Source organism: Pseudacidovorax intermedius (assembly GCF_003350475.1).
In the GTDB taxonomy this organism is placed as follows: Bacteria; Pseudomonadota; Gammaproteobacteria; order Burkholderiales; family Burkholderiaceae_C; genus Xenophilus; species Xenophilus intermedius.
Genome location: NZ_QQAV01000009.1, coordinates 39,447 through 56,120 on the forward strand (window position 1 = coordinate 39,447; position 16,674 = coordinate 56,120).

The following is a 16,674-nucleotide window of genomic DNA, read 5'->3' on the forward strand; positions in this document are numbered from 1 at the left end:
CAGCGCGGCGTCACTTGCCGATCACGCCCTTGGTGCCGCCGCCGATCAGCGCGGCCAAGTCCAGCAGCACCCACAGCGGTGCCACGCCGCCGGGCGCGGCCAGGTAGCGGGGCTCCCAGACGGGCTCGAACTTGTCCTTGAAGCTGCGCAGCCCGCGGAAGTTGTAGAAGCGCTCGCCATGCTCGTAGAGCAGACGGCCCAGCCGCTGCCAGCGCGGCGCATGGCGGCGCTCGGCCATGCCGGCCATGGGCGCCATGCCCAGCGCAAAGCGCTGGAAGCCGCGGTCCTTCAGGTGCAGCAGCACCTTGGCGAACAGGAAGTCCATGGTGCCGGGCGGCGCATCGGGCAGGTGGCGCATCAGGTCGACGGCGGCCTCTTCGGCCGGCGCGGTGACCAGCAGGTTGGCGAAGGCCAGGATGCGGCCCTCGCGCCGGGCCACGGCCACCGGCAGGCGGCGTAGGTAGTCCTCGTCGAAGCGGCCGACCGAGAAGCCCTTCTCGCGCGTCTTCTGGCGCGAAAGCCAGGCGTCCGACACGGCGCGCAACTCGGGCAGGGCCGCTTCCAGCGCCTCGCCCTCGATCACCTCGAACACCAGGCCCTCGCGCTCGCCGCGGTTCATGCCCGAGCGAAGGTTGGCGCGCTTGGCGCCCTTGAGGTCGAACCCGGGCAGCTCGATGTGCGCATGCTCGCCCAGCTTGAAGGCCTGCAGGCCGCAGTCCAGGTACAGCGGCAGGCTGGCCGGGCGCACCTGGTAGAAGGCCGGCCGCCCGCCGTGGGTGCGGGCCATCTCGACGAAGCGCCAGGCCAGCTCGGCCCATTCGGCCTTGTCGCCGGCCGGGCCGTACAGCGCGATCCAGGAGCGGTTCTGCTTGCCGTACATCAGGAAGCTGCGACCCGAGGGCGAGAACAGCAGATGCTTGTCGCCGGTGAGCGCGAAGCAGGCGTCGGCGCGCGGATTGGCGGCCACGATGGCGGCGGCGCGGTCCAGGTCCTCCGTGGTGGGTGCCGCCGCCTGGCCCACGGGCGGGCGCAGCAGCTGCCACAGGCCATAGGCCATGCCGGCCAGCGCCACGCCCAGCAGCGCGCGCAGCGAGCGCGGCGCCTGCGCGTCCAGCTCGAACTGCCACCACAGGCGGTGGGTGTAGGCCACTTCCTGGTAGGCGAAAAAGAGCAGCCACAGCGAGCCCGCCAGCACCGCGCCCAGACCGATCAGCCAGCCGGGCTCCAGCCGCATCGACAGCAGGGAGGAGCGGCGGTCGAACTGCTTGCGCGAGACGACCAGCAGCACCGCCAGCGTGGCCAGCAGGCCGGCCTCGTGCAGCGCGATGCCCTTGGGCAGGGCCAGCACCGCCGAAACGACGGCGAGCACCAGCGCGGCCCACCACGCGGCATCGAGCCGGTGGAACAGTCCCCGCGCCACCAGCAGCAGGCCCAGCCCGGCCACGCTGCCCAGGAAGTGCGAGGCCTCCACCAGCGGCAGCGGCACATTGAGCGTGGCCAGCATCTCGCGCGCGTCCTCGGTGAAGGGCGTCACGCCCGAAGCGATGAGCCACAGCCCCGCCACCAGCGTCAGCGCCGCGAGCAGCCGCGGGCTCAGCCGCGTGGCCGCCCGCGCGATGGGCGTGCCCACGCCGCTCTTGAGTTCCCAGCCCAGCACCAGGGCGGTGGCCGCCACCAGCGGCACGATGTAGTAGATGCCGCGGTAGAGCACCAGCGCGGCTAGCATCGAGTCGGCCGGCACGTCGTTGCGGGTGGCCATCAGCATCACCGCCTCGAACACGCCCACGCCGCCGGGCACGTGGCTGATGATGCCGGCCACGATGGCGATGGCATAGAAGGCGGTGAAGGCCGGCAGGTCGATGCGCTCGCCCGGCAGGAGGAACCAGAGGGCCGCCGCCGAGGCCGTCAGCTCGAAGGCCGAGATGACCAGCTGCCGCACCGCCAGGCCCGCCGGCGGCAGCCGCAGCCGCCAGCGCCCGGCGATCTGCAGGTTGCGCTGGCGCCGGCACAGCGCCAGGAACACGCCCACGCCCACCAGCAGCAGGCCCGAGCCCAACTGGAGCAGTTCTGGCGGCAGGCCGACCAGCCCCGCCACCTCGGGCGCGCCCCACAGCAGCGCCACCGCGCCGAAGGCGGTGATGCCCAGGCCGAAGGCCGCGGCGTTGAACACCACCACCTGCGCCACCTGGTGCGCCTTGAGCCCGGCCGCCGTGTACAGCCGGGTGCGTACCGCCCCGCCCGTCAGCGGGCCCAGGCCGATGGTGTTGGACAGCGCATAGGCCGTGAAAGAGGTCAGCAGCACCGTGCCCCGGTTCACCCGGGCATGGGCATAGGCCAGGGCCGAGAAGTCGTAGCCCGACAGGATGAGGTAGCTGGCGGCGGTGGCCATCAGCGCCAGCACGATGTCCAGCTCGTGCGTGCCCGCGATGGCCTTCATCACGTCGTCGTAGCGCACCTCGCCGGCCAGGCCGTGCAGCGCGGCGGCGAGCAGCAGGCACAGGAGCAGGGCGGCTGCGGCGATCAGCCAGGGTTTGAGTCGCTGCCAGCCGAGGGCGACGGCCTCTGTAGGAACAGGGCTCGTCGCGGGTGGCGCATGGTCGGGGGAGGAATGGGAAAGCTCGGTCACGGTGTACAAACAGGGTGCCAGGCGGCATGCGCCGTCGGCCTCAAGCCACAACGCAGGCCCTGGCCCATGCGTTGGCCCGGCCCCGAAATTTTGTCGATTCCATGACCAAAACTCCCCCAGACTGGCTGTCCAAGGGTGTCTCGCTGCTGCGCCCCGGCGCGTCGGCGGGGGGCTCGACCGCCGCCAAGCCGGCAGTGACCCCGACCCCGGCCGGCGATAACCGCCCGCCCCGCACCCTGACGGAGCGCATGGCCGCCACGCTGCGCCGCCATGGCGAGGCGCTGCCGCCCCGCGCGCTGCGTCGCATGCTCGAAGACCTCCAGGGCGTGACCGACAGCCGCACCAGCGAGGTCGAGGCCGGCCGCCGCGCCCACGCGGTCTTGACGGCCTACGAGGCACTGACGGCCGACGAGCGCCGCGATGTCTGGCTGCTGATGGCCGAATGCTTCGCCCCCGATGCCGCCAAACTGCGCACCGCGCGCGAGCAGTACGAGGCCACCGAGCCCGGCTCGCCCGAGCAGGCGCAGGCCGAGGCCAGGCTGCGTCGCGCCTCGGCCTCGCCCCGCGCCCGCCTGCTGCAGCGCTTCGCGATTCCGGAAGAGGGGCTGCGCTTCCTGGTCGGGCTGCGGGCCGAGCTGCTGCCGGTGGTGCGCAAGGACCGGCGCCTGGCCGCGCTGGACGCCGAGCTGGAGCAGCTGTTCTCGACCTGGTTCGACGTCGCCTTCCTCGACCTCAAGCGCATCAGCTGGGATTCGCCGGCCTCGCTGATCGAGAAGCTGATCGAGTACGAGGCGGTGCACGACATCAAGAGCTGGTCGGACGTCAAGAACCGGCTGGACGACACCGACCGTCGCTGCTACGGCTTCTTCCACCCTCGGCTGCCGGGCGTGCCGCTGATCTTCGTGGAGGTGGCGCTGACCGACGCCATCAGCGATGCCATTGCACCCTTGCTGGACGAGGCGGCCACCGCCACCCCGGCGCACAAGGCCTCGACCGCGATCTTCTATTCGATCAGCAACACCCAGACCGGGCTGCGGGGCGTGAGCTTCGGTGATTCGCTGATCAAGCGGGTGGTGGAGACGCTGCGCGAGGAATTCCCCAAGCTCAAGAACTTCGCGACGCTTTCGCCCATTCCCGGGCTGCGCCAGTGGCTGGGCGGCCAGGCCGCGGCCCTGCTGCCGCGACTGCCCGACAAGCAGGCCCAGGCGCTGGGCCGGCATCTGGGCAGCCTGCCGCCCACGGCCGACCGGCTGCTGGCGGCGCTGGACGATGCGCCTTCGCTGGGCGAGCGCTCCCCGCTGCGGCAGACGCTGCTGCACCTGGCGGCCGAGTACCTGGGGCGGGTCGGCCAGGATGGCAAGCCGGCGGACCCGGTGGCACGCTTCCACCTTGGCAACGGCGCGCGCGTCGAGCGGCTCAACTGGGCGGCCGACCTGTCGCCCAAGGGCGTCAAGCAGTCCTGGGGGCTGATGGTCAACTACCTGTACGACCTCAAGCGCCTGGACAAGCACCGCGCCCTGCTCGCAGACGGCAAGGTGCCGGTGTCGGGCGACATCGAGGGGCTGCTGCTCTGAGCCCCTGCTGAATCCCCGGGCCGATTCCATCCCACAAGCGCCGCCGGCCCCGGCGCATCCAAGACGAGAGACGGAGACAAGCCATGACCCCCCAACCGATCCATCGGCGCAGCGTGCTGCGCCTGGCCGCGGCCGGTGCCGCCGCGGCCTGCGCCGGTGTGCGCGCCCAGACTTCCTGGCCCAGCCGGCCCGTGACGCTGGTCGTGCCCTTTCCGGCCGGCGGCGGCACCGACGCCTTCGCCCGGCCGCTGGCGGCGCAGTTCACCAAGACGACCGGCCACACGCTGGTGATCGACAACCGCGGCGGCGCGGGCGGCACCGTGGGCGCCAGCATCGCGGCCAAGGGCGCGCCCGATGGGCACACGCTGTTCATGGGCGCGGTGCACCATGCCATCGCGCCGGCCATCTACCCGAAGCTGGACTACGACATCGAGCGTGATTTCGTGCCGCTGATGTTGCTGGCCAATGTGCCGCAGGTGGTCGTCGTCAACCCGCGGCGCGTCACCCAGCCAGGCATCAAGGAATTCATCGCCTATGCCAAGCAGAACCCCGGCAAGCTCAACTACGCCTCGGCCGGGGCGGGCACCTCGCACCACCTGGCGGGCGAGCTCTTCAAGCTGCAGACGGGCACCTTCATCACGCACATCCCCTACCGCGGCGCCGGCCCCATGCTGCAGGACCTGATCGCCGGCAACGTGGACTGCGGCTTCGACGGCCTGGGCTCGTCGGCCCAGCACATCAAGGCCGGGCGCATCAAGGCGCTGATGGTCTCGGGCGCGCAGCGCAACGCCGCCTTTCCCGACGTGCCGAGCGCCAGCGAGTCGGGCCTGCCCGACTACACCGTCACCACCTGGTACGGCCTGTGGGCGCCCAAGGGCACGCCGCCCGAGCTGGCGGCGCGCATCACGGAGGACATGCGCCGCACGCTGGCCGCCGACGAGCTCAAGACCATCTGGGCCAACAACGGCTCGGAGATTCCCAGCCTGACCGGCCCGGCCTATGGCCAGTTCGTCTCGGCCGAGGTCAAGCGCTGGGCGGCGGTGGTCAAGGCCTCGGGGGCCAAACTCGAATAGATTTGGCCTCCATGAGCGACAAGAACGATGCCATCGACCTGGCGCGCGAAGGCGCCATCGCCACCCTGACGCTGCGCAATCCCGGCCGGCTCAACGCCATGACGCGCGGCATGTGGCACGGCCTGCGGGCCGCTGCCGAGGGGCTGGCGACCGACGCCAGCCTTCGCTGCGTGGTTGTGCGCGGGGAGGGCGGTGCCTTCTGCGCCGGCGGCGACATCTCCGAATACCCGGCCTTCCGCTACGACGTGGCGAGCCTGCGGCACTTCCACGAGGAGGAGGTCTGGGGCGCCCTGGCGGCGCTGCTGGCTTGCCCGGTGCCGCTGGTCGCGCAGATCGAGGGCGCCTGCATGGGGGCCGGGCTGGAGATCGCCAGCTGCTGCGACATCCGCCTGGCGGGCGCCTCGGCCCGCTTCGGCGCGCCCATCGCGAAGCTGGGCTTTCCGATGGCGCCGCGCGAGGCCGCGCTGGTGCGCAGCCAGATCGGCGATGCGCTGGCGCGCGACATGCTGCTGGCCGCCGGCCTGCATCCGGCGCAACGGCTGCTGACGGCGGGCTTTCTGCTCGACGTGCTGCCCGATGCCGAGGTGCCCGACGCCGCCTGGCGCCATGCGCAGCGCATCGCTGCCCTGGCGCCGCAGGCCGCTCGGCTGCACAAGGCCACCTTCCGCGCCCTGGCCGCGGGCGAGATGAAGCAGCTGCTGGCCGGCGCCTACGACTATGCCGACTCGGCCGAGCACCGCGAAGGCATCGATGCCTTTCTCGCCAAAAGGCCGCCCCGCTTCGGCTGAATCCGTGAATACTCGGCCCCTGTCCAAGAACCCCTCCCCATCCAACCGCTCCTTCGCCTTCCCCTCTTCATGAGCTCCACGCCCAACGCCAACCTCTTTGCCGCGCTGCGCGCCGCCTTCCCGCACGACCTGGACGAGATCGCCGTCGAGACCGATGACGGCCTGGCCTATTCCTGGCGCGACCTGGAGCGGGCCAGCGCCATGATTGCCAACCTGCTGGGCAGCCTGGGCCTGAAGCCGGGGGCGCGGGTGGCGGTGCAGGTCGAGAAGTCGGTGGAGGCCATGCTGCTGTACCTGGCCACGCTGCGCGCGGGCTACGTCTTCCTGCCACTGAACACCGCCTACCAGCGTGCCGAGATGGAGTACTTCATCGGCAATGCCGAGCCCGAGGTGGTGGTGTGCACCAGCGCCAACCTCGACTGGGTGGAGCGCATCGCCAAGGCGGCCGGCACGCGCTGGGTGTTCACGCTGGACGAGAACCGCACAGGCACCCTGCTGGGCCACGCCGCCACCTGCAGCGCCGAGCACGAGATCGTGCGCAAGGCCGACGACGACCTGGCGGCCATCCTCTATACCAGCGGCACCACCGGCCGCAGCAAGGGCGCGATGCTGTCGCACCGCAACCTCCGCAGCAATGCCGAGGTGCTCAAGACCTACTGGGGCTGGACGCACGGCGACGTGCTGCTGCATGCGCTGCCCATCTTCCACGTCCATGGGCTGTTCGTGGCTATCCATGGCGCGCTGCTCAACGGCAGCAAGATGCTCTGGTTCGGCAAGTTCGACCCGAAGCGCGTCATTGCCAAGCTGCCCGAGGCGACCGTCTTCATGGGTGTGCCCACGCTCTATGTGCGCATGCTGGCCGAGCCCACGCTGAGCCTGGCGGCCTGCGACAACATGCGCCTGTTCATCAGCGGCTCGGCGCCGCTGCTCATCGAGACCTTCAACGACTGGCAGACGCGCACCGGCCACACCATCCTGGAGCGCTACGGCATGAGCGAAACCATCATGCTGACCTCCAACCCCTACACCTCGGTGCAGGGCGCGCGGCGCGGCGGCACGGTGGGCTTTCCGCTGCCGGGCGTCAAGCTGCGGGTGCGGGCCTATGAAGACGGAAAGCCGCCGCGCGACTGCGAGCGCGACGAGATCGGCAACATCGAGGTGGCCGGCCCCAACGTGTTCGCCGGCTACTGGCGCATGCCCGAGAAGACCAAGGAGGAGTTCACGCCCGACGGCTTCTTCAAGACCGGCGACGTGGGCAAGGTCGACACGCTGGGCTACGTGACCATCGTCGGCCGCAGCAAGGACCTGATCATCAGCGGCGGCTACAACGTGTACCCGGCCGAGATCGAGGGCTACATCAACGAGATGCCGGGCGTGGCCGAGAGCGCCGTGGTGGGCGTGCCCCATCCCGACTTCGGCGAGGTGGGCGTGGCGGTCGTGGTGGGCAAGCCGGGCGCCTCGCCCGACGCCGATGCCATCGTGGCCGAGCTCAAGGCCAAGCTGGCCAACTTCAAGATCCCCAAGCGCTGCTTCGTCGTCGACGAACTGCCGCGCAACCAGATGGGCAAGGTGCAGAAGGCGCTTCTGCGCGACCAGCACAAGGCGCTGTTCATTTAAGAGCACCCTCCAAGCCGCTTCGCGGCTCCCCCCTCTCTGTCGCCTTCGGCTCGGAGGGGGGCGCACCCAGAGGCCTGGCGAAGCCAGTTCCTCGGGTGCCCTTGCGTGGCCCGCTCCGCGGCCCTTCCGCGGTTTGCCACCGATGGAAAGAAAGAAGGCCGGCGGCGGTTGCCCGCGCCGGCCTTCGTCGTGGGTGCCTGTAGAGAGGCTGCGGGGCGCGCTACTGCACAAGCAGCACGGGCAGACTGCTCTCGGCGATCACCTTGGTGGCCACCGAGCCCATCAGCGCGCGGCCCAGGGTGCCATGCCCGTGCGTGCCCATGACCACCAGGCCCGCGCCGCATTCCTCTGCGGCGCGCACGATCTCTTCGGCAGCCTGCCCATGGCGGGTCTGCACCGAAGCGTTGGCGATGCCGAGGCCTTGCAGCTGCTGCTTCACCGGATCGATCACCTTGGCGCCTTCTTCCTTGTAGTACTCGGCCAGGGTGTCCTTCGCGATGTGGCGGCTGGCATGCGGCGGGATGGCCGGGCACACATGCACCAGCACCAGCTCATGGCCATCGACAAACATGCTTCGCTGGGCGGCGATGTAGTCCAACGCCTTGCGGGTGAACTCACTGCCATCCACGGCGACGACGATCTTCATTGCTCTTGCTCCTTTTCTGGGGTGAGGACATGCGCCGCGAGGGCGCAGCCCAGTGTGGCTGCTGGGGACCGCGCTCAGCGCAATACCAGCACGGGCAATGTGGAATGGGTGAGCACGTGCTGCGTCTCGCTGCCCAGCAGCAGCCGCTTGATGCCCTTGCGGCCGTGCGAGGCCATCACGATCAGGTCGGCCTTGTGCTTGCGCGCGGCGCTGATGATGGACTCGGCCACCAGGTCCGACTTGACCACCGCGGCCCGGGCCTTGACGCCCTTGGCCTGTACCTGCGCCACCACCTTGTCCACCAGCTCGCGGGCCTGTTCTGACCATTGCTTCTCGATGCGCGCCACATCCTGCGTCTCGAACACCACGGCGCCTTCGAGATAGCTCACCGGGTAGCGGGGCACGACGTTCAGCACCACGATCTCGGCGCCGCAGGTCTGGGCGAGCGCGGTGGCATGCTGGACGGCTTTCTTCGACAGGCTGGAGCTGTCGGTCGGGACGAGGATGCGCTGGTACATGATGGAAGGCTCCGTGTTGATGTGGCTCCAGCATAGGCAGCACGGCGCGGCCGAAACTTGACCGAGGTCAAGGCCGACGAGGGTGCGTACGCGCAGCATCGGTGCATGCAAGCTGCCCTTCCTCTAGGCTCCGCCAGCGCACCGACGGAAGCCGACGTCCAGGCCCGCACGGCCCTCGACGATCCGGCCGAATGGCCGGCCTTCGGCCATGAACTGCGCGCGGGCGGCGACTGGGAATCTCAGGTCTGCGTCGACGGCATCCACTGCGCGGCCTGCGCCTTCACCATCGAGGACGCATTGCTGCGCCTGCCCGGTGTGCGCAAGGTGACGGTCAATGCCGCGAGCCGGCGCGCGCGCGTGGTGTGGTCGCCCTCGCAGGTGCAGCCCTCGCGCTGGTTCGCCGCGGTGGCCGAGGCCGGCTACCGCTTCGCGCCGGCCGCCGATGCTTCGCTGCGCATCGCCCGCCAGAAGGAGGCGCGGCGCGCGCTCTTCCGCTGGCTGGTGGCGGGCCTGTGCATGATGCAGGTGATGATGTATGCGCTGCCCGCCTACGTCGCCGGGCCGGGCGAGATGACGCCCGACATCGAGCGCCTGTTGCGCTGGGCCTCGTGGGTACTCACGCTGCCCGTCATGGCCTTCGCCTGCGGCCCCTTCTTCGGCAGCGCCTGGCGCGATCTGCGCCATGGCCGCATCGGCATGGACGTGCCGGTGGCGCTGGGCATGGCCATCGCCTTCGTGGTGAGCACGGCCGGCACCTTCGACCCGCAAGGGCCGCTGGGCCATGAGGTGTACTTCGACTCGCTCACCATGTTCGTGTTCTTCCTGCTCACCGGCCGCTGGCTGGAGTCGCGCCTGCGCGACCGCACGGCCGGCGCGCTGGATGCGCTGGCCGGCCGGCTGCCGGAGACGGCCGAGCGGCGGCAGATCCACGGCGGCTTCGAGCGCGTGCCGCTGCGCCGCGTGCAGGTGGGCGATGTGCTGCGCGTGCGGCCGGGCGAGTCCTTTCCGGCGGACGGCATCGTGGTCGACGGCGACACGCTGGCCGACGAGGCGCTGCTGACCGGCGAGTCGCGCCCCGTGGCCAAGCCCTATGGCGAGGCGGTGCATGCCGGCAGCCACAACCTGTCGGCGCCCGTGCTGGTGCTCGTGCGTCAGGTAGGCAGTGGCACGCGCTTCGCGCAGATCGTGGCACTCATGGAAAGCGCAGCCATGCAGCGCCCGCGGCTGGCCGCGATGGCCGACCGCATCGCGCGGCCCTTCCTGCTTGCGGTGGTGCTCGCGGCGGGCGGTGCGGCGCTGTGGTGGTGGCCGGTGGACCGGGGCCATGCGCTGATGGTCGCGGTTTCGGTGCTGATCGTGACCTGCCCCTGCGCGCTGTCGCTGGCCACGCCCGCGGCCATGCTGGCCAGCGCCGGGGCGCTGGCGCGGCGCGGCGTGCTGGTGGCCCACATGCAGGCGCTGGAATCGCTGGCCACGGCGCAGGCCGTGGTCTTCGACAAGACCGGCACGCTCACGCGCGGCACGCCGCGGTTGGACCGCGTCTACAGCCGCCGCGGGACGCTGCCGGGCGACGCGCTCGAACTCGCCGTGGCGCTGGCCGAAGGCTCGCTGCACCCGGCCGCGCGGGCGCTGCGTCAGGCCTGGGATGCACAGCATCGCCTGCCGCCTGCATGGCGGGCCGAGGCCGTGCAGGAGCAGCACGGGCAGGGCATGCAAGGCACGCTCTCGCCGCAGCAGGGCGATGCGCCGGGGCGCCATGTCCGTCTGGGCAGCGCCGCCTTCTGCGAGGCCCGCGCGCTGGAGACCGATGCCATGCAGGTGCACCTCAGCGACGATGAGGGCTGGGTGGCCAGCTTCGCGCTCGCCGAGGACCTGCGGCCCGAAGCGCCGGAGGCGATCGCGCGGCTCAAGGCCCAGGGCCTGGTGCCACGCCTGCTTTCCGGCGACCGCGAGGCAGCGGCGCAGCGGCTGGCGGCCAGCGCCGACATCGACACGGCACGCGGCGGCTGCAGCCCCGAGGACAAGCTGCACGAGGTGCGCCGCCTGCAGGCGCAGGGCAGGGCGGTCGCCATGGTGGGCGACGGTCTCAACGACGGGCCGGTGATCGCGCAGGCCGACGCCTCCTTCGCCTTCGGCAATGCCGTGCCGCTCACCCAGGCGCGGGCCGACTTCGTGGTGCTGGCCGACTCCTTGCAGGCGGTGCCCGACACCGTGGCACAGGCGCGGCGCACGCTGCGCATCGTGCGGCAGAACCTCGCCTGGTCGGCGGCCTACAACGCGCTGTGCGTGCCGCTGGCGCTGGCGGGCTGGTTGCCGGCCTGGCTGGCGGGTCTGGGCATGGCGCTCAGCTCACTGGTGGTGGTGCTGAACAGTGCACGCCTGTCTCGCATGGATGCCGGAGAAAGCCAAGCGGCAGTGGCTTCCGCGGAGCACATGCCTGCGCATGCAACGCTGGTGCCGCAAGGCTGAAGGGGAGCGGCCATGGACATCCTCTTCGTGCTCGTGCCGCTGTCGGTGCTGCTGGTGCTGCTGATCATTGCGGGCCTGTGGTGGGCCGTGGAGCGCGGCCAGTTCGATGACGTGGAACAGGAAGGCGCGCGCATTCTGCAAAGCGATTGATCTCCGTCAATCGACCGACGGGAACCGAGTCGGACACTGCCTACAAGTTCCTCAACCTGGTTCCCAAGATGCAGTCCTCCCACTCACCTGCGGCGCTCTACAACGACACGGTCGTGCGCCAGTTCTCGCTGATGGCCGTGGTCTGGGGCGTGGTCGGCATGCTCGTCGGCGTGATCATCGCCGCCCAGCTGACCTGGCCCGATCTCAACCTCGGCATCCCCTGGCTGAGCTACGGGCGCCTGCGTCCGCTGCACACCAACGCCGTCATCTTCGCCTTCGGCGGCTGCGCACTCTTTGCCACCAGCTACCACGTGGTGCAGCGCACCTGCCAGACGCGCCTGTTCGCGCCGGGGCTGGCGGCCTTCACCTTCTGGGGCTGGCAGGCCGTCATCGTGGCCGCGGCCATCAGCCTGCCGCTGGGCTACACCACCGGCAAGGAATACGCTGAGCTCGAATGGCCCATCGACATCCTGATCACGCTGGTCTGGGTGTCGTATGCCATCGTGTTCTTCGGCACGGTGGGCACGCGCAAGGTCAAGCACATCTACGTGGCCAACTGGTTCTACGGCGCCTTCATCATCGCGGTGGCCCTGCTGCACGTGGTCAACAGCGCCGAGGTACCCGCAGGCTGGATGAAGAGCTACTCGGCCTATGCCGGTGTACAGGACGCCATGGTGCAGTGGTGGTACGGCCATAACGCGGTGGGCTTCTTCCTCACCGCCGGCTTCCTGGGGATGATGTATTACTACATCCCCAAGCAGGCCGAGCGCCCGGTCTACAGCTACCGCCTGTCGATCGTGCACTTCTGGGCGCTGATCTTCACCTACATGTGGGCGGGTCCGCACCACCTGCACTACACCGCGCTGCCGGACTGGACGCAGTCGCTGGGCATGCTGTTCTCGCTGATCCTGCTGGCGCCCAGCTGGGGCGGCATGATCAACGGCGTGATGACCCTGTCGGGTGCCTGGCACAAGCTGCGCACCGACCCGATCCTGCGCTTCCTGATCGTGGCCCTGTCCTTCTACGGCATGTCCACCTTCGAGGGCCCGATGATGTCCATCAAGACGGTCAACGCCCTCAGCCACTACACCGACTGGACCATCGGCCACGTGCACTCCGGCGCTCTCGGCTGGGTGGGCCTGATCTCGATGGGCTCGCTGTACTACCTGATCCCGCGCATGTGGGGCCGCACCACGATGCACAGCATCAAGGCCATCGAGCTGCACTTCTGGATGGCCACCATCGGCATCGTGCTCTACATCGCCGCCATGTGGATCGCCGGCGTGATGCAGGGCCTGATGTGGCGCGCCATCAACCCCGACGGCACGCTCACCTACACCTTTGCCGAAGGCGTGAAGGCCACCTTCCCCTTCTACGTGGTGCGCCTGCTGGGCGGCCTGCTGTACCTCGGCGGCATGCTGGTCATGGCCTGGAACGTGTGGATGACCGTGATCTCGGGCCGTGCCGTGCGCGCCACCATCCCGGCCCCGCAAGCGGCCCATGCCTGAACGAACGGAGCACAAGAACATGAGCCAGACGACGCCCTCCACGTCCACCGGCTTCTCGCATGAGAAGGTCGAGACCAACAACTTTTTGATGATCGTGCTGATCCTGCTGGTCGTCGCCGTCGGCGGCCTGGTGGAGATCGTGCCGCTGTTCTTCCAGAAGTCCACCACCGAGCCCATCGCCGGCCTCAAGCCCTACACGGCGCTGCAGCTGGCCGGCCGCGACATCTACCTGCGCGAGGGTTGCTACAACTGCCACTCGCAGATGATCCGCCCCTTCCGCGCCGAGACGCTGCGCTATGGCCACTACTCGGTGGCCGGCGAGTTTGTGTACGACCACCCCTTCCAGTGGGGCAGCAAGCGCACCGGCCCCGACCTGCAGCGCGTGGGCGGCAAGTACAGCGACGAGTGGCACCGCATCCACCTGAACAACCCGCGCGACGTGGTGCCCGAGTCCAACATGCCCGCCTACAGCTGGCTGGAGAAGAGCACCGTCGACGCCGCGGCTTTGCCGTCCCACATGCGGGCCCTGCGCAAGGTGGGCGTGCCCTACACCGACGAGGACATCGCCGGCGCCCAGGCCGCCGTGGAGGGCAAGACCGAGATGGAAGCCACCATCGCCTACCTGCAGTCGCTGGGCCGTGCCCTGAAGTGAGCGAACGAGGAGTACCCACATCATGGACCTGACCACCCTGCGTTCCATCGCCACCGTCGTGTGCTTCGTGCTCTTCCTGGGCATCGTGGCCTGGGCCTACGCGCGGCGCAACCGTGCCGGCTTCGAGGAGGCAGCACGGCTGCCCTTCGAGCAGGATTGAGCGCCCCGCGCCAACGCATCGAACGAGAGAGATCACGATGAGCGACTTCATCAACAACTTCTGGTCGAACTACGTCATCGCCGCCACGGTGCTGAGCATCCTGGGCTGCGCGATCCTGCTGTGGATGACGGCGCGCAAGCGCGTCGTCGGCGACAAGGACAACACCACGGGGCATGTCTGGGACGAGGACCTGCGCGAGGCCAACAACCCGCTGCCGCTGTGGTGGGTGGGCCTGTTCATCATCACCATCGTCTTCGCGGTGGGCTACCTGGCTTTCTTCCCGGGCCTGGGCAGCGTGCAGGGCAAGCTGGGCTGGAGCTCGGCCGGCGAGTACAAGGCCGAGGTCGAGAAGGCCAATGCCGAGTTGGCGCCGGTCTATGCGCGCTTTGCCAGCGCACCGGTGGAGCAGGTGGCGGCCGACCCGGCTGCGCGTGCCATCGGCGAGCGGCTCTTCATGAACAACTGCGCCCAGTGCCACGGCTCCGACGCACGCGGCAGCAAGGGCTTTCCCAACCTCACGGACAACGACTGGCTGCACGGCGGCACGCCCGACAAGATCATCGAGACCATCACGATGGGCCGCGTCGGCGTCATGCCTCCCATGGCCGCGGCCGTGGGCAGCGCGGACGACGTGAAGAACGTGGCCAACTACGTGCTCAGCCTGTCGGGCAGCCCGCACGACTCGGTGCGCGCCGGCCTGGGCAAGGCCAAGTTCGCAGTGTGCGCGGCCTGTCATGGCGCCGATGGTGGCGGCAACCAGGCGCTCGGTGCACCGCGGCTCAACGACAACATCTGGCTGCACGGCTACGGCGAGGCCGCCATCATCGCCATGGTCAACAACGGCAAGCAGAACGTGATGCCGGCGCAGAACGAGCGGCTGACCGAGGCGCAGATCCGCGTGCTCGCGAGCTACGTCTGGGGCCTGTCCCACAACGCCACCACGGCGTCGGCCAAGCCTTGAGTGGCTTCATGACCCTCCGAGCCTGATCCCCACGAAAAAAGGCGCCTGCGGGCGCCCCAACGCCATGTCCGCATCCTCCAACGCGCCCACGCCCAACCCTCGGCGCGTCATCCCCATCGCCGCGGAGCCGCCTGCCGAAGAGGCCGTGTCGCTGTATGCCGCCAGCAAGAAGATCTACCCGCGTGCGGTGCAGGGCATGTTCGCGCGCTGGCGCTGGGCCATGGTGTTTGCGACGCAACTGGTGTTCTACGGCCTGCCGTGGCTCAGCTGGGGCGAGCGGCAGGCGGTGCTCTTCGACCTGGCATCGCGGCGCTTCTACCTGTTCGGGCTGGTGCTCTATCCGCAGGACCTGATCTACCTGTCGGGGCTGCTGGTCATCTCGGCCCTTTCGCTCTTCCTGTTCACGGCGGTGGCCGGCCGGCTGTGGTGCGGCTATGCCTGCCCGCAGACCGTCTATTCCGAGATCTTCATGTGGGTGGAGCAGAAGATCGAAGGCAGCCGCACGGCGCGCATGCGGCTGGACGGCGAGCCGCTCTCCATGGAAAAGCTGGTCAAGAAGGCCTACAAGCACATCGTGTGGATCGCCATCGCGATGTGGACGGGCTTCACCTTCGTGGGCTACTTCACGCCGGTGCGCGAGCTGGGCCTGGCCTTCCTGCAGACGCAGATGGGCTCCTGGGAGGTGTTCTGGGTCTTCTTCTATGCCTTCGCCACCTATGGCAATGCCGGCTTCATGCGCGAGCAGGTGTGCAAGTACATGTGCCCCTATGCGCGCTTCCAGAGCGCCATGTTCGACCGCGACACGCTGATCGTCACCTACGACCCGGGCCGCGGTGAGCCGCGGGCACCGCGGGGCCGCAGCGTGGATTACAAGGCCCGCGGCCTGGGCGAATGCATCGACTGCGACCTGTGCGTGCAGGTCTGCCCCACGGGCATCGACATCCGCCAGGGCCTGCAGTACGAATGCATCGGTTGCGGCCAGTGCGTGGATGCCTGCAACACCGTGATGGAGAAGATGAACTATCCGCGCGGCCTGATCCGCTACGACACGGTCAACGGCATGGCGGGCCACTGGAGCCGCGCGCAGCTGTGGCGCCGCGTGCTGCGGCCGCGGGTGCTCATCTATGCCTCGGTGCTCATGCTGCTGGTGGTGGGCATGCTGGTGAGCCTGGTGGCCCGCACGCCGCTGAAGGTGGACGTGGTGCGCGACCGGGCGTCGTTGGCCCGTATCGCCGAAGGCGGCCGGCTGGAGAACGTCTACCGCCTGCAGATCATGAATGCCACCGAGCGGCCGCAGAAGTACCGGCTCGCGGCGCAGGGGCTGGAGGGCATTGCCGTCTCGCCCGACACGCCGGTGGAGGTCGGTCCGGCCGAGGCCCGCTGGGTGGCCGTGCGGCTGAGCATTCCCTACGGCAGCGCCACCCCCGGTTCGCACAGCGTGCGCATCGAGGTGGGCGAGGAGGGCGGCGGCGCCCATGTGGCCGAGAAGGCTGCCTTCCTGGTGCCGCGCTGACTGCCCGACGCATCGACTTCGCATCCATCACGACGAGGATCCCCATGACGAACCCGACGACGCTTGCTTCCGTACCCCTGGTCGAGCCTTCCAGCGGTCCCTGGTGGCGCCATCCGCTGATGTGGATGGTGGTGGGCGGTCCGGCGGTGGTGGTGGTGGCCGGCTTTGCCACGCTGTGGCTGGCGGTGCACAGCCCCGATCCGGTGATCGAGGCGGACTATTACCGCCGCGGCATCGAGATCAACCGCACGCTGGAGGCCCAGCGCGCCCTGACGCCGGCGCAGCAGGCTCGCAACCACGTGACAACGCCGACGCGGAACCTGCCTCCAGCGCAGCCTTGACATGGCGCGTCGATCACCGGCACGACCGTCCGCGGCCAAGCATGCCCCGCTGCGGCGCCGCCCGCGGGGCCGCAGCCG

15 protein-coding genes are annotated in these 16,674 nt (G+C 69.6%); 12 read left to right on the plus strand and 3 right to left on the minus strand.

The window, feature by feature from the left end; all coding sequences use genetic code 11:
- Positions 1–10: 10 nt before the first annotated feature.
- A complete protein-coding gene (mprF, locus tag DFR41_RS19895; protein WP_231394164.1) occupies positions 11–2,626 on the minus strand; it encodes a bifunctional lysylphosphatidylglycerol flippase/synthetase MprF in 2,616 nt (871 codons plus the stop codon).
- Between the two features lie 101 nt (positions 2,627–2,727).
- Between mprF and DFR41_RS19900 the strand changes: the two genes are divergently transcribed.
- The 4 genes from DFR41_RS19900 (at position 2,728) to DFR41_RS19915 (ending at position 7,678) form a co-directional block, all read left to right on the plus strand.
- Positions 2,728–4,200: a malonyl-CoA decarboxylase gene (locus DFR41_RS19900; protein WP_114804027.1), complete on the plus strand. Its 1,473-nt coding sequence runs from the start codon at positions 2,728–2,730 to the stop codon at positions 4,198–4,200.
- A gap of 83 nt (positions 4,201–4,283) precedes the next feature.
- Positions 4,284–5,273 carry a Bug family tripartite tricarboxylate transporter substrate binding protein gene (locus DFR41_RS19905; RefSeq protein WP_114804028.1) on the plus strand — a complete coding sequence of 330 codons (990 nt, stop codon included), beginning with the start codon at positions 4,284–4,286 and terminating at the stop codon, positions 5,271–5,273.
- A gap of 11 nt (positions 5,274–5,284) precedes the next feature.
- On the plus strand, positions 5,285–6,061 hold the full coding sequence (locus tag DFR41_RS19910) for an enoyl-CoA hydratase/isomerase family protein (protein WP_114804138.1): 777 nt from the start codon (positions 5,285–5,287) through the stop codon (positions 6,059–6,061).
- A 69-nt stretch (positions 6,062–6,130) separates the two neighbouring features.
- On the plus strand, positions 6,131–7,678 hold the full coding sequence (locus DFR41_RS19915; RefSeq protein ID WP_114804029.1) for a malonate--CoA ligase: 1,548 nt from the start codon (positions 6,131–6,133) through the stop codon (positions 7,676–7,678).
- 220 nt (positions 7,679–7,898) lie between these two features.
- On the opposite strand, the gene DFR41_RS19920 is transcribed toward DFR41_RS19915, so the two are convergent.
- Both DFR41_RS19920 and DFR41_RS19925 read right to left on the minus strand, forming a co-directional pair.
- Positions 7,899–8,324, minus strand: coding sequence for a universal stress protein (locus DFR41_RS19920; RefSeq protein WP_114804030.1), 426 nt, complete (start codon positions 8,322–8,324; stop codon positions 7,899–7,901).
- Positions 8,325–8,398: 74 nt separating this feature from the next.
- Positions 8,399–8,842 carry a universal stress protein gene (locus DFR41_RS19925; protein WP_017760202.1) on the minus strand — a complete coding sequence of 148 codons (444 nt, stop codon included), beginning with the start codon at positions 8,840–8,842 and terminating at the stop codon, positions 8,399–8,401.
- 105 nt (positions 8,843–8,947) lie between these two features.
- Here DFR41_RS19925 and DFR41_RS19930 point away from each other — a divergent pair, with 105 nt between their 5' ends.
- From DFR41_RS19930 to DFR41_RS19965, 8 genes are all read left to right on the plus strand, one after another.
- Positions 8,948–11,311 (plus strand): heavy metal translocating P-type ATPase, encoded by a 2,364-nt coding sequence (locus DFR41_RS19930; RefSeq protein WP_114804139.1) that lies wholly within the window; start codon positions 8,948–8,950, stop codon positions 11,309–11,311.
- 12 nt (positions 11,312–11,323) lie between these two features.
- Positions 11,324–11,461, plus strand: coding sequence for a cbb3-type cytochrome oxidase assembly protein CcoS (gene ccoS, locus DFR41_RS19935; RefSeq protein ID WP_017761492.1), 138 nt, complete (start codon positions 11,324–11,326; stop codon positions 11,459–11,461).
- A gap of 68 nt (positions 11,462–11,529) precedes the next feature.
- Positions 11,530–12,969: a cytochrome-c oxidase, cbb3-type subunit I gene (gene ccoN, locus DFR41_RS19940; RefSeq protein WP_043118453.1), complete on the plus strand. Its 1,440-nt coding sequence runs from the start codon at positions 11,530–11,532 to the stop codon at positions 12,967–12,969.
- A 19-nt stretch (positions 12,970–12,988) separates the two neighbouring features.
- Positions 12,989–13,621: a cytochrome-c oxidase, cbb3-type subunit II gene (ccoO, locus tag DFR41_RS19945; protein ID WP_017761490.1), complete on the plus strand. Its 633-nt coding sequence runs from the start codon at positions 12,989–12,991 to the stop codon at positions 13,619–13,621.
- Positions 13,622–13,643: 22 nt separating this feature from the next.
- Positions 13,644–13,781, plus strand: coding sequence for a CcoQ/FixQ family Cbb3-type cytochrome c oxidase assembly chaperone (locus DFR41_RS19950; RefSeq protein ID WP_017761489.1), 138 nt, complete (start codon positions 13,644–13,646; stop codon positions 13,779–13,781).
- Positions 13,782–13,818: 37 nt separating this feature from the next.
- Positions 13,819–14,742 carry a cytochrome-c oxidase, cbb3-type subunit III gene (gene ccoP / locus DFR41_RS19955; RefSeq protein ID WP_017761488.1) on the plus strand — a complete coding sequence of 308 codons (924 nt, stop codon included), beginning with the start codon at positions 13,819–13,821 and terminating at the stop codon, positions 14,740–14,742.
- Positions 14,743–14,806: 64 nt separating this feature from the next.
- Complete coding sequence (gene ccoG / locus DFR41_RS19960) at positions 14,807–16,255, plus strand: cytochrome c oxidase accessory protein CcoG (RefSeq protein WP_114804031.1); 1,449 nt, start codon at positions 14,807–14,809, stop codon at positions 16,253–16,255.
- Positions 16,256–16,299: 44 nt separating this feature from the next.
- Positions 16,300–16,596 (plus strand): FixH family protein, encoded by a 297-nt coding sequence (locus DFR41_RS19965; protein ID WP_114804032.1) that lies wholly within the window; start codon positions 16,300–16,302, stop codon positions 16,594–16,596.
- Positions 16,597–16,674 lie beyond the last annotated feature (78 nt).

Coding starts and splice junctions, on each gene's coding strand:
- DFR41_RS19900 (WP_114804027.1), top strand. CDS start 2,728: ATGACCAAAACTCCCCCAGACTGGCTGTCCAAGGGTGTCTCGCTGCTG.
- DFR41_RS19905 (WP_114804028.1), top strand. CDS start 4,284: ATGACCCCCCAACCGATCCATCGGCGCAGCGTGCTGCGCCTGGCCGCG.
- DFR41_RS19910 (WP_114804138.1), top strand. CDS start 5,285: ATGAGCGACAAGAACGATGCCATCGACCTGGCGCGCGAAGGCGCCATC.
- DFR41_RS19915 (WP_114804029.1), top strand. CDS start 6,131: ATGAGCTCCACGCCCAACGCCAACCTCTTTGCCGCGCTGCGCGCCGCC.
- DFR41_RS19920 (WP_114804030.1), bottom strand. CDS start 8,324: ATGAAGATCGTCGTCGCCGTGGATGGCAGTGAGTTCACCCGCAAGGCG.
- DFR41_RS19925 (WP_017760202.1), bottom strand. CDS start 8,842: ATGTACCAGCGCATCCTCGTCCCGACCGACAGCTCCAGCCTGTCGAAG.
- DFR41_RS19930 (WP_114804139.1), top strand. CDS start 8,948: ATGCAAGCTGCCCTTCCTCTAGGCTCCGCCAGCGCACCGACGGAAGCC.
- ccoS (WP_017761492.1), top strand. CDS start 11,324: ATGGACATCCTCTTCGTGCTCGTGCCGCTGTCGGTGCTGCTGGTGCTG.
- ccoN (WP_043118453.1), top strand. CDS start 11,530: ATGCAGTCCTCCCACTCACCTGCGGCGCTCTACAACGACACGGTCGTG.
- ccoO (WP_017761490.1), top strand. CDS start 12,989: ATGAGCCAGACGACGCCCTCCACGTCCACCGGCTTCTCGCATGAGAAG.
- DFR41_RS19950 (WP_017761489.1), top strand. CDS start 13,644: ATGGACCTGACCACCCTGCGTTCCATCGCCACCGTCGTGTGCTTCGTG.
- ccoP (WP_017761488.1), top strand. CDS start 13,819: ATGAGCGACTTCATCAACAACTTCTGGTCGAACTACGTCATCGCCGCC.
- ccoG (WP_114804031.1), top strand. CDS start 14,807: ATGTCCGCATCCTCCAACGCGCCCACGCCCAACCCTCGGCGCGTCATC.
- DFR41_RS19965 (WP_114804032.1), top strand. CDS start 16,300: ATGACGAACCCGACGACGCTTGCTTCCGTACCCCTGGTCGAGCCTTCC.